At 71.9% G+C, this 15,261-nt stretch carries 13 protein-coding genes and 1 pseudogene; 6 read left to right on the top strand and 8 right to left on the bottom strand.

Translation table 11 applies throughout. The features are described from left to right. Positions 1-15 precede the first annotated feature (15 nt). The 6 genes from ASD33_RS30105 to ASD33_RS30080 all read right to left on the bottom strand — a co-directional run bounded on the left by ASD33_RS30105 (position 16) and on the right by ASD33_RS30080 (position 6,197). The gene (locus ASD33_RS30105; RefSeq protein WP_056567604.1) at positions 16-1,977 is read right to left on the bottom strand and encodes a kelch motif-containing protein; all 1,962 of its coding nucleotides are present in this window, start codon (positions 1,975-1,977) and stop codon (positions 16-18) included. A 3-nt stretch (positions 1,978-1,980) separates the two neighbouring features. Beyond that, positions 1,981-3,795 carry a cellulose synthase catalytic subunit gene (locus tag ASD33_RS30100; protein WP_056567601.1) on the bottom strand — a complete coding sequence of 605 codons (1,815 nt, stop codon included), beginning with the start codon at positions 3,793-3,795 and terminating at the stop codon, positions 1,981-1,983. 90 nt (positions 3,796-3,885) lie between these two features. After that, positions 3,886-4,518: a TetR/AcrR family transcriptional regulator gene (locus ASD33_RS30095; RefSeq protein WP_056568136.1), complete on the bottom strand. Its 633-nt coding sequence runs from the start codon at positions 4,516-4,518 to the stop codon at positions 3,886-3,888. A gap of 59 nt (positions 4,519-4,577) precedes the next feature. Continuing rightward, complete coding sequence (locus ASD33_RS30090; protein WP_242426925.1) at positions 4,578-5,348, bottom strand: hypothetical protein; 771 nt, start codon at positions 5,346-5,348, stop codon at positions 4,578-4,580. 205 nt (positions 5,349-5,553) lie between these two features. After that, the gene (locus tag ASD33_RS30085; protein WP_056567598.1) at positions 5,554-5,847 is read right to left on the bottom strand and encodes an MTH1187 family thiamine-binding protein; all 294 of its coding nucleotides are present in this window, start codon (positions 5,845-5,847) and stop codon (positions 5,554-5,556) included. After that, positions 5,844-6,197: a DUF3817 domain-containing protein gene (locus ASD33_RS30080; RefSeq protein WP_056568132.1), complete on the bottom strand. Its 354-nt coding sequence runs from the start codon at positions 6,195-6,197 to the stop codon at positions 5,844-5,846. The genes ASD33_RS30085 and ASD33_RS30080 overlap by 4 nt, the downstream gene beginning before the upstream one ends. A gap of 107 nt (positions 6,198-6,304) precedes the next feature. On the opposite strand from ASD33_RS30080, the gene ASD33_RS30075 reads away from it, so the two are divergent. From ASD33_RS30075 to ASD33_RS30060, 4 genes are all read left to right on the top strand, one after another. Further along, positions 6,305-6,943, top strand: coding sequence for an AIM24 family protein (locus tag ASD33_RS30075; protein ID WP_079045095.1), 639 nt, complete (start codon positions 6,305-6,307; stop codon positions 6,941-6,943). Between the two features lie 88 nt (positions 6,944-7,031). Continuing rightward, the gene (locus ASD33_RS30070; protein ID WP_056567595.1) at positions 7,032-7,682 is read left to right on the top strand and encodes an AIM24 family protein; all 651 of its coding nucleotides are present in this window, start codon (positions 7,032-7,034) and stop codon (positions 7,680-7,682) included. After that, on the top strand, positions 7,679-8,464 hold the full coding sequence (locus ASD33_RS30065; protein WP_056567592.1) for an AIM24 family protein: 786 nt from the start codon (positions 7,679-7,681) through the stop codon (positions 8,462-8,464). The genes ASD33_RS30070 and ASD33_RS30065 overlap by 4 nt, the downstream gene beginning before the upstream one ends. Positions 8,465-8,547: 83 nt before the next feature. After that, positions 8,548-9,024, top strand: a complete 477-nt coding sequence (locus tag ASD33_RS30060) for a MarR family transcriptional regulator (protein ID WP_056567589.1) — start codon at positions 8,548-8,550, stop codon at positions 9,022-9,024. 85 nt (positions 9,025-9,109) lie between these two features. On the opposite strand, the gene meaB is transcribed toward ASD33_RS30060, so the two are convergent. Next, positions 9,110-10,066: a methylmalonyl Co-A mutase-associated GTPase MeaB gene (gene meaB, locus ASD33_RS30055; RefSeq protein WP_056567586.1), complete on the bottom strand. Its 957-nt coding sequence runs from the start codon at positions 10,064-10,066 to the stop codon at positions 9,110-9,112. A 24-nt stretch (positions 10,067-10,090) separates the two neighbouring features. After that, complete coding sequence (locus ASD33_RS30050; protein WP_056567582.1) at positions 10,091-11,299, bottom strand: acetyl-CoA C-acetyltransferase; 1,209 nt, start codon at positions 11,297-11,299, stop codon at positions 10,091-10,093. A 137-nt stretch (positions 11,300-11,436) separates the two neighbouring features. On the opposite strand from ASD33_RS30050, the gene mce reads away from it, so the two are divergent. Together mce and scy are read left to right on the top strand one after the other, a co-directional pair. Then, the gene (mce, locus tag ASD33_RS30045; RefSeq protein WP_056567577.1) at positions 11,437-11,889 is read left to right on the top strand and encodes a methylmalonyl-CoA epimerase; all 453 of its coding nucleotides are present in this window, start codon (positions 11,437-11,439) and stop codon (positions 11,887-11,889) included. Between the two features lie 212 nt (positions 11,890-12,101). Further along, a pseudogene (gene scy, locus ASD33_RS36635) lies at positions 12,102-15,260 on the top strand (polarized growth protein Scy); the annotation flags it as partial. Position 15,261 lies beyond the last annotated feature (1 nt).

Raw genomic sequence — 15,261 nt, 5'->3', positions numbered from 1 at the left:
CGCTCAGCCCCGGGCTCAGCTCACCTGGACCCACTTCGCCTCCGACGGGATGCCGTTCGCGTCGGTGGCGAAGAGCATGTACCAGCCGGGCGGGACCAGGGTCCGGTCCTGCGGTACGTCGACGGTGACCGTCATCCCGTCCTGGCCCTTCCGCAGGCCCAGCTCGATCGAGCGCTGTTCGACGTCGGTCGTGTGGGTGACCGCGCTGGGCCGCATCAGCCGGGCCGTGGCGATCCTGCCGGCGTCCTTGGTCTTGTAGGTGACCCGGCCGTTCTGGTCGAGTTCCTGCGGCCCCTCCCCCAGGACCGGCCGGTCGGCGCCGGCCTTGTGGAGGTAGGGCGGGGTGAAGACCTCGATGCGCTGCTCGAAGGTGCCGAGTTTGGTGTTGTCCTTGTCGTCGAAGAGCGGGTCGGAGCCGAAGGTGGCGACCCGGCCGTCGGGGAGCAGCAGCGCCTCGGAGTGGTAGTTGCGGCCGACGGTGGGTTCGGCGGCCTCGGTGAAGGCGTTGGTCTCGGGGTCGTAGAACTGGGCCTTGAGGATGTCGCTGCCGCTGCGGCCCCGGTAGTCCTCGGATCCGCCGCTGGTGAAGACGGTGTCGTCGGGCATCAGGACGCTGCTGAGGTAGCGGGTGCCCTGCGGGAGCGAGGGCCCGTCGGTGAAGACGGGGCTGTCGGCGGAGACGTCGACGATGGCGGTGCGGGCGGTGGACTTGGAGGACTCGCCGACCCCGCCGCCGCCGAGGACCATGACCTTCTGGTTCTGGGCGGGCGGGAGCAGCAGGGAGGCGGAGGTCTCCAGCTGGTCGGTGTCGGTGAGGCCGCCGAGCTTGGTGAAGGCGTTCGTCCTCAGGTCCCACAGGCCCGGTGCGCGGCCCTTCTCGGCGGGGCCGTAGCCGGCGTTGGAGCCGGTGTAGAGGAGCTTGCCGCCCTTGGTGAGGAAGAGGGAGGGGTAGGTGGGGAAGTAGCGGAAGGGGCCCTTGGACCACTTCTTGGTCTCGGGGTCGTAGATCTCGTTGTCGCCGGGGACGACGTCGCCGACGTCGTTGAGTCCGGAGACGGCGAGGACCTTGCCGTCCTCCAGGCCGACGAGGGTGGGGTACCAGCGGGCGTCCTTCATGGGCGCGACCGGGATGTACTTCTCGGCCTTCGGGTCGAACTCGTAGGCGCTCCTGATGCCCTGGAAGTCCTGCTTCTCGGTGGTGATCTTCTGGGCGAGGCCGTAGACGTTGTCGGCGGCGTCGCCCTTGAGGCCGACGACCTCGTACTGGGCGGCCTCGGTGGTGAGGGCCTGCGGGCCCTCCTTGCGGGCCTCGACGAAGACCCGGGCCTCGGCGGCGGTGACCTTGGTCTTCCAGGGCTTCATCTGGCCGCTCTTGAAGTACGAGATCTCGAACTCGCGCTTGGCCTTGGGGACGGTGACCTCGGTCTTGGAGACGTACTCGACCCCGGACGGGGAGCGGAAGACGGTGCCCTTCCGCAGGGTGACGGCCTCGTCGGGGTTCTCGTTCTTGACGCGCATGCCGCCGCCGGCCTTCTTGACCTCGCCGCCGAGGATCTCGTAGCGGGCGGTGCCTCCGGCGACGAGCAGCCGGCCGTCGGGGAGCTGGGTGTGGCCGGAGCAGAAGAAGTCCACGGGGGTGGGGATCTTCTTGAAGGTGTTCTTCGCCGGGTCCCAGAGGATGGTCTCGAAGGTCCCGGCGTCGAAGTTCTTCTGGTTGTTGCCGGAGCCTGCGATCAGCAGCACCTTGCCGGTGTGCAGGAGGGCGGCGTGGATGGCGTTGATGCGGTAGCCGTCGGGGACGGCGACCTCGGCCCAGGAGCCGAACTCCCGCTGGTAGCCGGGCTGGGCGATCTTGTAGGCGTGGTACTTCTCCTCGGCGAAGGAGACGGCGGCGGGGGCGTTGAGCGCCGCGAGGACCAGCACCGCGGCGCTGCCGAACAGGGTCTTCTTGAACTTCTTCGACGGCCGGTAGGCCATGGCTCAGTTCCCTCCGGTCGTCGTGGGGGCGGGTGCGGGGGCGGCGGGCGGTACGGCGGCGGGGAGGACTCCGACCCCCTCGCGGGCGTCCGCGAGACCGCGGGCGCGGGCGCGGGCCCTGGCGCGGTCGCGGACCCGCTGCACGCGCCGGGCCCGTACGGCCGTCCAGGCCCACAGGGCCACCGGGGCCAGCGAGACGAGCAGGGCGAGGGACGCCCAGGTGCGCATGGCGGCGTGGGTGTGGCCGAAGTGGACGGAGGCGGCCAGGGCGGCGACGAGGACCACCGCCCAGAAGAGGTGGATGCGGAAGGTGAGCAGCCGGTCGGGACTGGCCTCGCCGCCCTTGGGGGTGACGACGAAGCGGCCCCGGGTGCGCAGCACCGCCGAGCCGAGGGACTTGAGGTAGATGGGCGCGGAGAGCGCGGACATCGCCATGCCGGCGAGGCCGCCGGAGCCCTCGGGTTCGTGGGGCGAGACGTTGTGCCGCCGGTTCCAGAGGTAGAGGCCGATCTGGAGGGCGACGGCGTCGCTGTAGATCATCAGCCACACATGGGTGGAGACCTGGGTGCCGGAGGCGCCGAGCCAGAGGTAGAGGACGCAGCTGAGGATGCCGACGAACCAGTTGACGGCCGTCATCGGGTAGTAGACGAGCATCAGGGTGTAGTTGAGGAAGCGGCCCGGCGGCGTGCGGAAGGGCGCCTTCCAGAACTGCTTGACGATCGTCTCGTACGTGCCCCGGGACCAGCGGAGCTGCTGGGTGAAGAAGTCGGTCCAGGAGGCCGGTCCCTCGCCCACGGCGAGCACGTCGGGGGTGTAGACGGAGCGCCAGAAGCGGCCGGTGCGCGGGTTCTTCCTGCGGTGCAGTTCGAAGCCGGTGGCCATGTCCTCGGTGACGGAGTCGTACAGGCCGCCGATCTGCTGGAGGGCGGAGATCCGGACGACGTTGTTCGTGCCGACGAACATGGGCGCGTGGTAGCGGTTCCCGGCGCGCTGGATGAGGGCGTGGAAGAGGAACTGCTGCGACTCGGCGGCCTTGGTGACGATGTTGGTGTAGTTGCCGTACACCTGCGGGCCGACGACGAAGGCGATGTCGGGGTCGCGGAAGTAACCGAGCATCCGTTCCAGGAAGTTGGGGAGCGGGACGTGGTCGGTGTCCACGGACGCGAAGTAGTCGTAGTCGTCGCCGTGCAGGGCGAGCCAGGCGTTGTAGTTGCCGTGCTTGGTCCTCGCCTTGTGCGGGCCCTTCCTGCGGTTCCACTCGGGGACGCCGGCGCGGGTGAAGTGACGGACGCCGAGTTCGTCGCAGAGCGCCCTGGCCTCGTCGGAGTCGCCCTCGTCGAGGAGCCAGATGTCGAGCGGGCCGTCGTGCCGGAGCCGGGTGGCGCCTTCGAGGGTGCCGCGGACCATGGCGAGCGGTTCCTTGCCCGGGACGTACGTGGTGAGGAAGGCGACGCGGGTGCCCTGCTCGGCGTACACGGGTATCGGGTCACGGGCGACCATGGTGGCGTGGGCGATCGACGTGACGTTCACCAGCATGAAGAAGCAGATGAGGCCGATCGACACGAGCATCACGGTGTCGAGGTGGACGAGCCATTCCTCGCCGCCCTCGCGGACGGTCCAGTGGCTCGGCCAGACGAGGTAGGCCAGGAGGACGGCCGAGAGGACCGGCGCGAGGCTCATGAGGAGGACGGCTCGTATTCGGTGCGGCTCCTTCGCGAGCAGACTCCGGTACTGCACCTGGTAGGCCACCTGGTCCGGTTCCGTGAGCGGACCGGCGAGTCGGCTGTAGGTGTCGTAGTCGTAGCCTTCCGGCCGCACGGTGCCTCCAGCTGTCGTCGAACATGCCGATACCCCAACAAAAGGGGCAAACGACTGGCGTGTCGACTGGAGTCGTCCGAGTGGGCGGTGTCAGCGGGTCCGGGCGCTCTGCCGCCGCAGCGTGTAGGTGACGGCCTTTCGGGCGACGGGGTTGAGCTCCTCGACGGCCGCCATCAGCGCACCGAGTTGTTCGAGGGCCGCGAAGGCGGCCTCCGCGCCGGACGGATCGACGCCCTCGTACAGTTCGAGCCCGACGAAGGAGGCGGCGACCGCGCGGGAGAGTCCGGCGGGGTCGGTGAACTCGGCCAGCGGGGTCCCCGCCAGCACCCGGACGAGCACCTGTTCGATCTCGGCGATCCACAGGTCGAGCCCGGCGACCGTGGCCGGCACCATCCGGGGGTGCGCCTGCGCCCCCGCGAGCAGCTGGCCGAGGAAGGCCACGTGCCCGGCCTCCCGCTCCTCCGCGTGCAGCTCGCGCCCGAAGGCGAGCAGCTCGGAGAGGCTGCCGAGGGAACGCATCCGCTCCCGGTGGCGGGCGACGCGCAGCTCGGCGCCGTGCCGGCAGGCGGCGGCGAGCAGTTCGTCGACGGTGCCGAAGTGGTAGAAGACCAGGGCCTGGTTGACCCCGGCCCTGGTCGCGACGGCACGGGCGGAGGCCTTGGCGACGCCCTGCTCGACCAGGACCCGCAGGGCGCCTTCGAGCAGCTTCTCCCTGGTCTCCAGGGTGCGGGCGTCCTGCGCCTTCGCACCCCTGGGACCCTTCGGACCCGTGACGTCCTGGCTCACGCCCGCACCTCCTCGCGCACCGGGCGCAGCCCTGCGCGCACCCCGTGGGAGCGTACGTCGGCGTACTCGGCGGTGAGGGCCCGGGCGCGGGCGGGCGGCGTGCGCGGACAGCGCCGGGCCGCGGGGGTCCGCGACGAGGGCGGTACGAGGACGGCGGCGGCGAGCCCGAGGATCGTGAGCGGCACGGCGGCGAGCGACGCGAGCCCGAGGGGCAGCCGGGTCACGGCGACGGGGACGGCGACGAGCAGCACCCGGGCCAGGGCTTCGAGCAGCCGGCGGTTCCGCGAGCGGTCCGGGGTGATCCCCCGCTCGCACCAGAGCCGCAGCCGGTCGAAGGACCGGGCGGTGGCCCAGCCCATCAGGGGCCGGAACAGGAGCCGGTCGGCCATGCGGCCGAAGCCGCCCCAGCGGGGGCGGTGGTCGTAGCCGGCGAGGAAGCGGACGCCGTCCCGGGTGGGCACGTACCGCCAGTGGCCGCTGCCCTCCTCCAGCGGCGACAGCGGGTGCGACGAGGAGAACCGGAGGGCGGAGACCCGGTCGCCGCCGGCCCGGTGGCGCTCCCCCGCGGAGACACCGGTGCCGGCGACGGCCAGGAAGGGCAGGACGCGGGTCGCGTACCGGAAGCTCCGGGACCGGCCCCCGGTCGGCGGCAGTGGGGGGATCTCGGCGGAACGGAGGTCCCACTGCGGCTGGAAGCCGGGCTCCTGCGTGCGTTCCCGGAGCGTTTCCAGGTCCGCGTGGACCCGCGTCTCGATGGAGAGACCCATGGCGTTCCCCCAGCCCGTCCGGCATTTTGAGCGACTGCTCAAAACTGCCACGAGGGGGAAGGTAGCCGATTTTGAGCAGTCGCTCAACCATGCGACACGAAGAAGCCCCCGGTCCCGAACGGCGGGTTCGGGACCGGGGGCTTCGCAGGCGCGTCACGGGCCTGCGTCAGGCTCGGAACGACGGGTCGGGGTCAGGCGTCAGGCGTCAGGCGTCGAGGTGGCGTTCCACCGTCGCGACCTTCGCGGTCAGGCCGTCGGTGACGCCGGGCCGGATGTCGGCCTTCAGCACCACCGAGACGCGCGGCGCCCGCGCCTCCACGGCGGCGACGGCGCGCTTCACGACGTCCATGACCTCGTCCCACTCGCCCTCGATGGACGTGAACATGGCGTCCGTACGGTTCGGGAGCCCGGACTCGCGGACGACCCGGACGGCGTCGGCGACGTACTCGCCGACCTCCTCCCCCACACCCAGCGGGGTCACGGAGAACGCGACGATCATGCGTTCACCGCGCCCTCGGCGGCGGCGGCGCGGGCGCGGGAGGCCATGACCGCGTCCTCGGCCTCGCGCTTCAGCTTCCGCTCGGCGTAGAAGCCGCCCAGGGGCAGCACCGAGAGGACGAAGTACAGCGCGGCGGTGCCGAAGCTCCACTTGGTGCGGTTCCAGGCGTCGAGCCAGAAGAGGACGTAGAGGACGAACAGCACGCCGTGGATCGCGCCCATGACCGGCACCGCGTTGAAGTCCGTCGTCCGCTTGAGCACCGAGCAGACCAGCAGGAGCAGGAACGAGACGGCCTCCGGCGCGGAGACGAGACGGAGCCGGTGGAGGGAGGAAGCGGTCTTGAGGTCCACGGAGGGGGTCACCTTCGTTCGATCTTGTGAACGGATGCACAAGGGCCCGACCATTGTGCACGGAGACTTTGCTGTTCCTTTGACCGGGTCCCCAGTACCTTCCTCGGGTGGCAACGTTCCGACTCCAGGGCAGCAGAGTGCTCGCCGTGTCCATGACCGGCGACGCCGTCAAGGCGAAGAACGGCTCGATGGTCGCCTACGACGGCCAGATGGCGTTCAAGAAGATGAGTGGCGGCGGTGAGGGCCTGCGCGGCATGGTGACCCGTCGGCTCACGGGTGAGCAGATGGAGGTGATGGAGGTGCGCGGCCAGGGGACCTGCTGGTTCGCCGACCGGGCCGCCGAGATCAACCTCGTCTCGCTGCACGGCGAGAAGCTGTGGGTGGAGGCGAGCAACCTGCTCTGCACCGACGCGGGCCTGCGCACCGGCACGACCTTCACGGGTCTGCGCGGCGGCGCGACCGGCAACGGCCTCTTCACCACGACGGTGGAGGGCACGGGCCAGGCGGCGATCATGTCCGACGGCCCGGCGGTGGTGCTGCGGGTGACCCCGCAGTACCCGCTCCAGGTCGACCCGGGCGCGTACATCGCGCACCAGGGCAACCTCCAGCAGCACCTCCAGTCCGGGGTGACCTTCCGCACCCTCATGGGCGAGGGCGGCGGCGAGGCCTTCCAGATCCGCTTCGAGGGCGACGGGCTCGTGTACGTCCAGCCGAGCGAGCGGAACACCATCGGGGGTGATGTGTGAGCGTCGCACGCGCGGCCGCCGGGCCGCAGACGACGACGATGTCCGCACCTCTGCGCCGCGGGGGCGGAGAAGCGAACGAGGAGGACTGATGCCGTTCCGTGAGATCAACTCGAAGATGGTCGAGGCGACCGTCGTCCCCGGGCAGCGGATGTTCAGTCAGCGCGGCGCGATGCTCGCGTACCGCGGCGACGTCAGTTTCACGCCGAACATCGCGGGCGGCCAGGGCGGCCTGATGTCGATGATCGGCCGCCGGGTGGCCGGCGAGGCGACCCCGCTGATGACGGTCGAGGGCAACGGCACGGTGATGTTCGGGCACGGCGGCCACCACATCCAGGTGATCGCGCTGACCGGCGAGACCCTGTACGTGGAGGCCGACCGGCTGCTCGCCTTCGACGGCACCCTGGAGCAGGGCACGATGTTCATGGGCTCGCAGGGCGGGGTCATGGGCATGGTCCGCGGCCAGGTGACCGGCCAGGGCCTCTTCACCACCACCCTGAAGGGCCACGGCTCGGTGGCCGTCATGGCGCACGGCGGCGTGATCGAGCTGCCGATCTCCCCGGGCCGGCCGGTCCATGTGGACCCGCAGGCGTACGTGGCCCATCACGGCGACGTACGGAACAAGCTGTCCACCGCGCTGGGCTGGCGCGACATGGTGGGCCGCGGCTCGGGCGAGGCCTTCCAGCTGGAGCTGAGCGGCAGCGGCGCGGTGTACGTCCAGGCCTCGGAGGAGAAGCTGTGAGCACCCCGGTGATCCACGACCCGACGACGCTGCCGTCGGACGACAACGTGAATCCGTACACCTTCTGCGTGGAGCTCAAGGGCTCCCAGTGGTTCCTGCAGAAGGGCAAGATGATCGCCTACTACGGGCGGATCGAGTTCAACGGCATCGGGCACGGGCGGCTCGACCGGCTGGTCCGCACCTCCTTCCATTCGCCGCTGCACGCGAGCGACTGGGTGGTCGCGGAGGGCAGCGGGAAGATGCTGCTCGCGGACCGGTCGTTCGACGTGAACTCCTTCGACCTGGACGAGGGCAACCTGACGATCCGTTCGGGCAACCTCCTGGCCTATCAGCCCACGCTGGCGCTGAAGCAGTCGATCGTGCCGGGCTTCGTGACGCTGATCGGCACCGGCAAGTTCGTGGCGGCGTCCAACGGCCCGGTGGTCTTCATGGAGCCGCCGATGCGGGTGGACCCGCAGGCCCTGGTGGGCTGGGCGGACTGCCCCTCCCCCTGCCACCACTACGACCACGGCTACATGACGGGCGTGATGGGCGGCGTCCGGGCACTGACGGGCATCGGCGGCACCTCGGGCGAGGAGCACCAGTTCGAGTTCGTGGGCGCGGGCACGGTGCTGCTGCAGTCGACGGAGCTGCTGATGGCGGACCGCGCGATCGGCGCGCCCCCGGCGCAGGCGGGTGTCCCCGGCGGGCAGGGGGCGCACGGTTCCGGCCAGGGCATGCCGGGCTCGGTACCGCGCCTTCCCGGCCAGCTCGGCGACCTCCAGCGGCGCTTCGGTCTGTGAGCGGTAGTCTGCGGAGTGTGACGTCCTCGAACGCGCGCTCCCAGACTTCGTCAAGTATTCAACTTCTTAGGTAGAATCCACATATGGAGACCGAGACCGCCACCCCGTGGCTCACCGACGCCGAGCAGTGTGCGTGGCGCACGTTCCTGGACGTCCAGAGAATGCTGACGTACCAGCTGGAGCGGGACCTCCAGCCCTTCGGCCTGACGATGAACGACTACGAGATCCTCGTCAACCTCTCGGAGTCGGCGGAGCGGCGGCTGCGCATGAGCGACCTCGCCGCGGCCACCCTCCAGTCGAAGAGCCGGCTCTCGCACCAGATCACCCGCATGGAGAACGCGGGCCTCGTGCGGCGCGAGAACTGCGAGTCCGACCGGCGCGGGCTCTACGCCGTCCTCACCGACGCCGGCATGGAGACCATGCACAAGGTCGCCCCGCACCACGTCGAGTCCGTGCGCAAGCACTTCATCGACCAGATCGGCGCGGAGGCCCTCGGCGACCTCCACGAGTCGCTGAAGCCCGTCGCGGAGCAGCTGCGCGGACGGCGCGGGAAGCCGTGACCCGACCCGCGACCTGACATACGCAGAGACACGGGAAGGGCCTCCCCGGGACGACCGGGGAGGCCCTTCTCGTACGTACGGGGGATCAGTTTCCGGTCAGGCTCGCGACCAGCTCGTCGGAGGCCGCGTACGGGTCGAGGCCGCCCGCCACGATCCGCTCGGCCAGCGCGTCCAGGCGCCGGTCGCCGTGCAGGTCGCCGATCCGCTCGCGCAGGGCGGTGACCGCGATGGTCTCGACCTCGCGGGCCGCGCGGGCCCGGCGGCGCTCCGCGAGCACCCCGTGCTCCTCCATCCAGGCGCGGTGCTTCTCCAGCGCCTCCACGACCTCGTCGATGCCCTCGCCGCGCGCCGCGACCGTCTTGACGATCGGCGGCCGCCAGTCGCCGGGGCCGCGCGCCTCGCCCAGACCCAGCATGTGGTTGAGCTCGCGCGCGGTGGCGTCCGCGCCGTCCCGGTCGGCCTTGTTCACCACGTACACGTCGCCGATCTCCAGGATGCCCGCCTTCGCGGCCTGGATGCCGTCGCCCATGCCCGGCGCGAGCAGGACGACCGAGGTGTCGGCCTGGGAGGCGATCTCGACCTCCGACTGACCGACGCCGACGGTCTCCACGAGGATCACCTCGCAGCCGGCCGCGTCCAGGACGCGGATGGCCTGCGGGGCGGACCAGGCGAGCCCGCCGAGGTGGCCGCGGGTCGCCATCGAGCGGATGTAGACGCCCGGGTCGGAGGCGTGGTCCGACATCCGGACCCGGTCACCGAGGAGCGCTCCCCCGCTGAACGGCGAGGACGGGTCGACGGCGAGCACGCCGACCCGCTTGCCGGCCCGCCGGTAGGCGGAGACCAGCGCGGAGGTCGACGTGGACTTGCCGACACCGGGCGAGCCGGTCAGGCCCACCACGTACGCGCCGCCGGTGAGCGGTGCCAGCGCCGCCATGACCTCGCGCAGCTGCGGGGACGCCCCCTCCACGAGCGAGATCAGCCGGGCCACGGCCCGCGGCCTGCCCTCCCGTGCCTGGGTGACCAGAGCGGGGACGTCCACCATGTGCGTTGCTCCTTAGATCCGGAACTACTTGCCGTTGCCGGGGACGCGGACGATCAGCGCGTCGCCCTGACCGCCGCCGCCGCACAGGGCCGCCGCGCCGACGCCGCCGCCGCGCCGCTTGAGCTCCAGGGCGAGGTGCAGCACCACACGGGCGCCGGACATGCCGATGGGGTGGCCGAGGGCGATGGCGCCACCGTTGACGTTCACCTTCTCGGAGGTGACGCCGAGGTCCTTCATCGACTGGACGGCGACCGCGGCGAAGGCCTCGTTGATCTCGATCAGGTCGAGGTCCCCGACCGTCAGGCCGTCCTTCCGGAGGGCGTGCAGGATCGCGTTGGACGGCTGCGACTGCAGCGAGTTGTCCGGGCCCGCGACGTTGCCGTGGGCGCCGATCTCGGCGATCCACTCCAGGCCCAGCTCCTCGGCCTTGGCCTTGCTCATCACGACCACGGCGGCGGCGCCGTCGGAGATCTGCGAGGAGGTGCCGGCGGTGATCGTGCCGTCCTTGGCGAAGGCCGGGCGGAGCTTGCCGAGGGACTCGGCGGTGGTCTCCGCGCGGATGCCCTCGTCCTTGGCGAAGATCACCGGGTCGCCCTTGCGCTGCGGGATCTCGACCGGGGTGATCTCGGCCTCGAAGATGCCGTTCTTCTGGGCGGCGGCGGCGCGCTGGTGCGACAGCGCGGCGATCTCGTCCTGCTCGGGGCGCTTGATGCCGAGGCGGGTGTTGTGCTTCTCGGTGGACTCGCCCATCGCGATGTTCTCGAAGGCGTCGGTGAGGCCGTCGTACGCCATGGCGTCGAGCATCTCGATGGCGCCGTACTTGAAGCCCTCGCGGGACTTCGGCAGCAGGTGCGGGGCGTTGGTCATCGACTCCTGGCCGCCGGCGACCACGATGTCGAACTCGCCGGCACGGATCAGCTGGTCGGCGAGCGCGATGGCGTCGAGACCCGACAGACACACCTTGTTGATGGTGAGCGCGGGGACGTTCATCGGGATGCCGGCCTTGACGGCGGCCTGGCGGGCGGGGATCTGGCCGGCGCCCGCCTGGAGCACCTGGCCCATGATCACGTACTGCACCTGGTCGCCGCCGATGCCGGCCCGGTCGAGGGCGGCCTTGATCGCGAAGCCGCCGAGCTCCGCGCCCGAGAAGGACTTGAGCGAGCCGAGCAGGCGACCCATGGGCGTGCGGGCGCCCGCGACGATCACTGAGGTGGTACCGGTCGTTCCAGACATGAGGCACGGCCCCTAGGGATGAGAAGTGAACGAGGGTTTACCGCCAATGTACTGAGGCGCGCGGCGCCCGGTCACCGGGCAGCCGGTGTGACGGCGCGCACGTTGCGTAACCACCTTCCTGGCGTTGCACTGGAGGAATGCTGACGCGAATCGACCACATCGGGATCGCCTGTTTCGACCTGGACAAGACCGTCGAGTTCTACCGTGCCACGTACGGTTTCGAGGTCTTCCACTCCGAGGTCAACGAGGAACAGGGCGTCCGCGAGGCCATGCTCAAGATCAACGGGACCTCGGACGGCGGGGCCTCGTACCTCCAGCTCCTGGAGCCGACCCGGGAGGACTCCGCGGTGGGCAAGTGGCTCGCCAAGAACGGCGAGGGCGTGCACCACATCGCGTTCGGCACGGCCGACGTCGACGGTGACGCGGAGGCCATCCGCGGCAAGGGCGTCCGGGTCCTCTACGACGAGCCGCGGATCGGCTCGATGGGCTCCCGGATCACCTTCCTCCACCCCAAGGACTGCCACGGAGTGCTCACCGAACTGGTCACCTCCGCCGAGCCGTCCGCTGACCACTCCTCAGCGGAGCACTGACCTCCGGATTCCTGGCCCGGTAGAGTGGGCGGCTCCGGGCCGGGGCCGGTCGGGGCTGCCCGTGCGGCATCGAAGTCGGGATGTCGGGGTCGTCCGATCTGCCACGATTCCCCGGGAGTCCGTCCTCGGCCGAGAGGGCGTTCTCGCAGGAGTTGCGACCAGGGTTGGGGTATCCCCTGCTCGAAGAGCTCGGGGAAGGATGGGACCGCGCAGTGCGGGGCTACGAACGCCAGGAGAGCCACCGAGCTGAAGACGACCATCTCGCCAGGTTCGAAGCCGAGATGGACCGGCTGAAGACCGAACGCGAGAAGGCCGTCCAGCACGCCGAGGACCTCGGTTACCAGGTCGAGGTGTTGCGCGCCAAGCTCCACGAGGCGCGCCGCACCATCGCGTCCCGGCCGGCGTACGACAGCGCCGACATCGGTTACCAGGCCGAGCAGCTGCTGCGGAACGCGCAGGCGCAGGCCGAGCAGCTGCGCCAGGACGCCGAGCGCGAGCTGCGCGACGCCCGCGCCCAGACGCAGCGCATCCTCCAGGAGCACGCCGAGCACCAGGCCCGGCTCCAGGCCGAGCTGCACAACGAGGCCGTGCAGCGCCGCCAGCAGCTGGACCAGGAGCTCAACGAGCGCCGGCAGACCGTCGAGGCGCACGTCAACGAGAACGTCGCCTGGGCCGAGCAGCTCCGCGCCCGTACGGAGTCCCAGGCCCGCCGCCTGATGGAGGAGTCCCGCGCGGAGGCCGAGCAGTCGCTGGCCGCCGCCCGCGCCGAGGCCACCCGGCTCGCCGAGGAGACCAGCCGCCGCGCCGGCACCGAGGCCGAAACGGCCCGCGCCGAGGCCGAAGCGATTCTGCTGCGCGCCCGCAAGGACGCCGAGCGTCTTCTGAGCGCCGCGTCCAGCCAGGCGCAGGAGGCCACCAGCCACGCCGAGCAGCTGCGCTCGACCACCACCGCCGAGACCGACCAGGCCCGCCGCCAGGCCACCGAGCTGTCCCGCGCCGCCGAGCAGCGCATGCAGGAGGCCGAGGAGAAGCTGCGGGTCGCCCGCGCCGAGGCCGAGAAGGCCCTCACCGAGGCCAAGGACTCCGCCGCCAAGCAGCTCGCGAACGCCGAGTCGGTCAACGAGCAGCGCACCCGCACCGCCAAGGCCGAGATCGCCCGCCTCGTCGGCGAGGCCACCAAGGACGCCGAGGCCCTCAAGGCCGAGGCCGAGGAGAAGCTGCGCGAGGCGACCGCCGAGGCGGAGAAGCTCGTCACCGAGGCCTCCGAGAAGGCCGTCACGGCCGCCGCCGAGGACTCCGCCGCCGCGCTCGCCAAGGCCGCCCGCAGCGCCGAGGAGATCCTCACCAAGGCGTCCGAGGACGCCCGCGAGACCACCCGCAAGGCCACCGAGGAGGCCGAGCGGGTCCGCCGCGAGGCCGAGACCGAGGCCGACCGGCTGCGCGCCGAGGCCGGGGACAAGGCCGACGAGCTGCTGGGCTCGGCGAAGGACGACACCAAGGAGTACCGGGCCAAGACGGTCGAGCTCCAGGAGGAGGCCCGGCGGCTGCGCGGCGAGGCCGAGCAGCTGCGCGCCGAGGCCATCGACGAGGGCGAGCGGATCCGCGGCGAGGCCCGGCGCGAGGCCCTCCAGCAGATCGAGGAGGCGGCCAGGACCGCCGAGGAGCTGCTGACCAAGGCCCGTACCGACGCCGACGAGCTGCGGACCAAGGCCGGCGCCGAGAGCGAGCGGGTCAAGTCGGAGGCGATGGAGCGCGCCCAGACGCTCCGGACCCAGGCCGAGGAGACCCTGGAGCGCACCCGCGCCGAGGCCGAGCGGCTGCGAACCGAGGCCGAGGAGCAGGCCGACGCGGTGAAGGGGGCGGCCGAGGAGGCCGCCGCCGGACTGCGCGCGGACGCCGAGCGGGCCGCCGAGGCCCGTCGCGCCGAGGCCGCCGAGGAGCTGACCCGGCTGCACACCGACGCCGAGGCGAAGGTCGCGGCCGCCGGGGAGGAGCTCACCGACGCGCGTGCCGAGGGCGAGCTGATCCGGCGCGAGGCCGCCGAGGAGACGGAGCGGCTGCGGACCGAGGCCGCCGAGCGGGTCCGTACGCTCCAGGAGCAGGCGGAGCAGGAGGCCGAGCGGCTGCGCGCCGAGGCCGCGTCGGACGCGTCGACCACGCGTACGGAGGCGGAGACCGCGGCGGTACGGCTCCGCACCGAGGCCGCCGAGGAGTCCGAGCGGCTGCGGACCGAGGCCCAGGAGACCGCCGACCGGGTGCGTGGCGAGGCCGCCGCCGCCGCGGAGCGGGTCGCCGCCGAGGCCGCCGAGGCGCTGGCCGCCGCGCAGGAGGAGGCCGTCCGGCGCCGCCGGGAGGCGGAGGAGACCCTGGAGTCGGCCCGTTCCGAGGCCGGCCGGGAGCGCGAGCACGCCCGCGCGCAGTCCGAGGACCTGCTCGCCGCCGCCCGCAAGCGCGTCGAGGACGCGCAGACCGAGGCGCAGCGGCTGGTGGAGGAGGCGGACGCGCGGGCGACCGAGATGGTCACCGCGGCCGAACAGACCGCCCAGGAGGTCCGGGACTCGGTGGCGGGTCTGCGCGAGCAGGCCGAGGAGGAGATCGCCGGGCTGCGCAGCGCCGCCGAGCACGCGGCCGAGCGGACGCGGTCCGAGGCACAGGAGGAGGCGGACCGGGTCCGCTCCGACGCGTACGAGGAGCGGGAGCGGGCGTCGGAGGACGCCGCCCGCATCCGGGCGCGGGTGCAGGAGGAGACGGAGGCCGCGAAGGCGCTGGCCGAGCGGACCGTCACGGACGCGCTCGCGGAGGCGGAGAAGCTGCGGGCGGACACCGCCGAGTACGCGCAGCGGGTGCGGACCGAGGCGACGGATTCGCTGGCCTCGGCCGAGCAGGACGCGGCCCGGACCCGTGCGGACGCGCGGGAGGACGCGAACCGGATCCGTTCGGAGGCCGCCGAGCGCGCCGAGTCGGTGGTCGGCGAGGCCCGTACGGAGGCGGAGCGGATCGCCGCCGAGGCGGAGCAGGTCCTCGACGAGGCCCGCAAGGCCGCGGACAAGCGCCGCAGCGACGCGGCCGAGCAGGCCGACGCGCTGCTCGCGGAGGCCACCACGGAGGCGGAGCGGGTCACCCGCGAGTCGACCGCCGAGGCCGAGCGGCTCACCGCCGAGGCGGTCGAGCTGATGGAGACCGCCGAGCAGGACGCCCTGCGGCTCCGTACCGAGGCCGAACAGGTCAAGGCCGACGGGGAGGCGCACGCGGAGGCGCTGCGGGCGGCCGCGGTCGCGGACGGGGAGCAGGTCCTCGACGAGGCCCGCAAGGCCGCCGACAAGCGCCGCAGCGACGCCGCCGAGCAGGCCGACGCCCTCATCGCCGAGGCCN

It is taken from the genome of Streptomyces sp. Root1304, from assembly GCF_001426405.1.
Classification (GTDB): Bacteria; Actinomycetota; Actinomycetes; order Streptomycetales; family Streptomycetaceae; genus Streptomyces.
The sequence above is the reverse complement of the archived record's forward strand: the minus strand, read 5'-3'. Positions and strand labels throughout refer to the sequence as shown.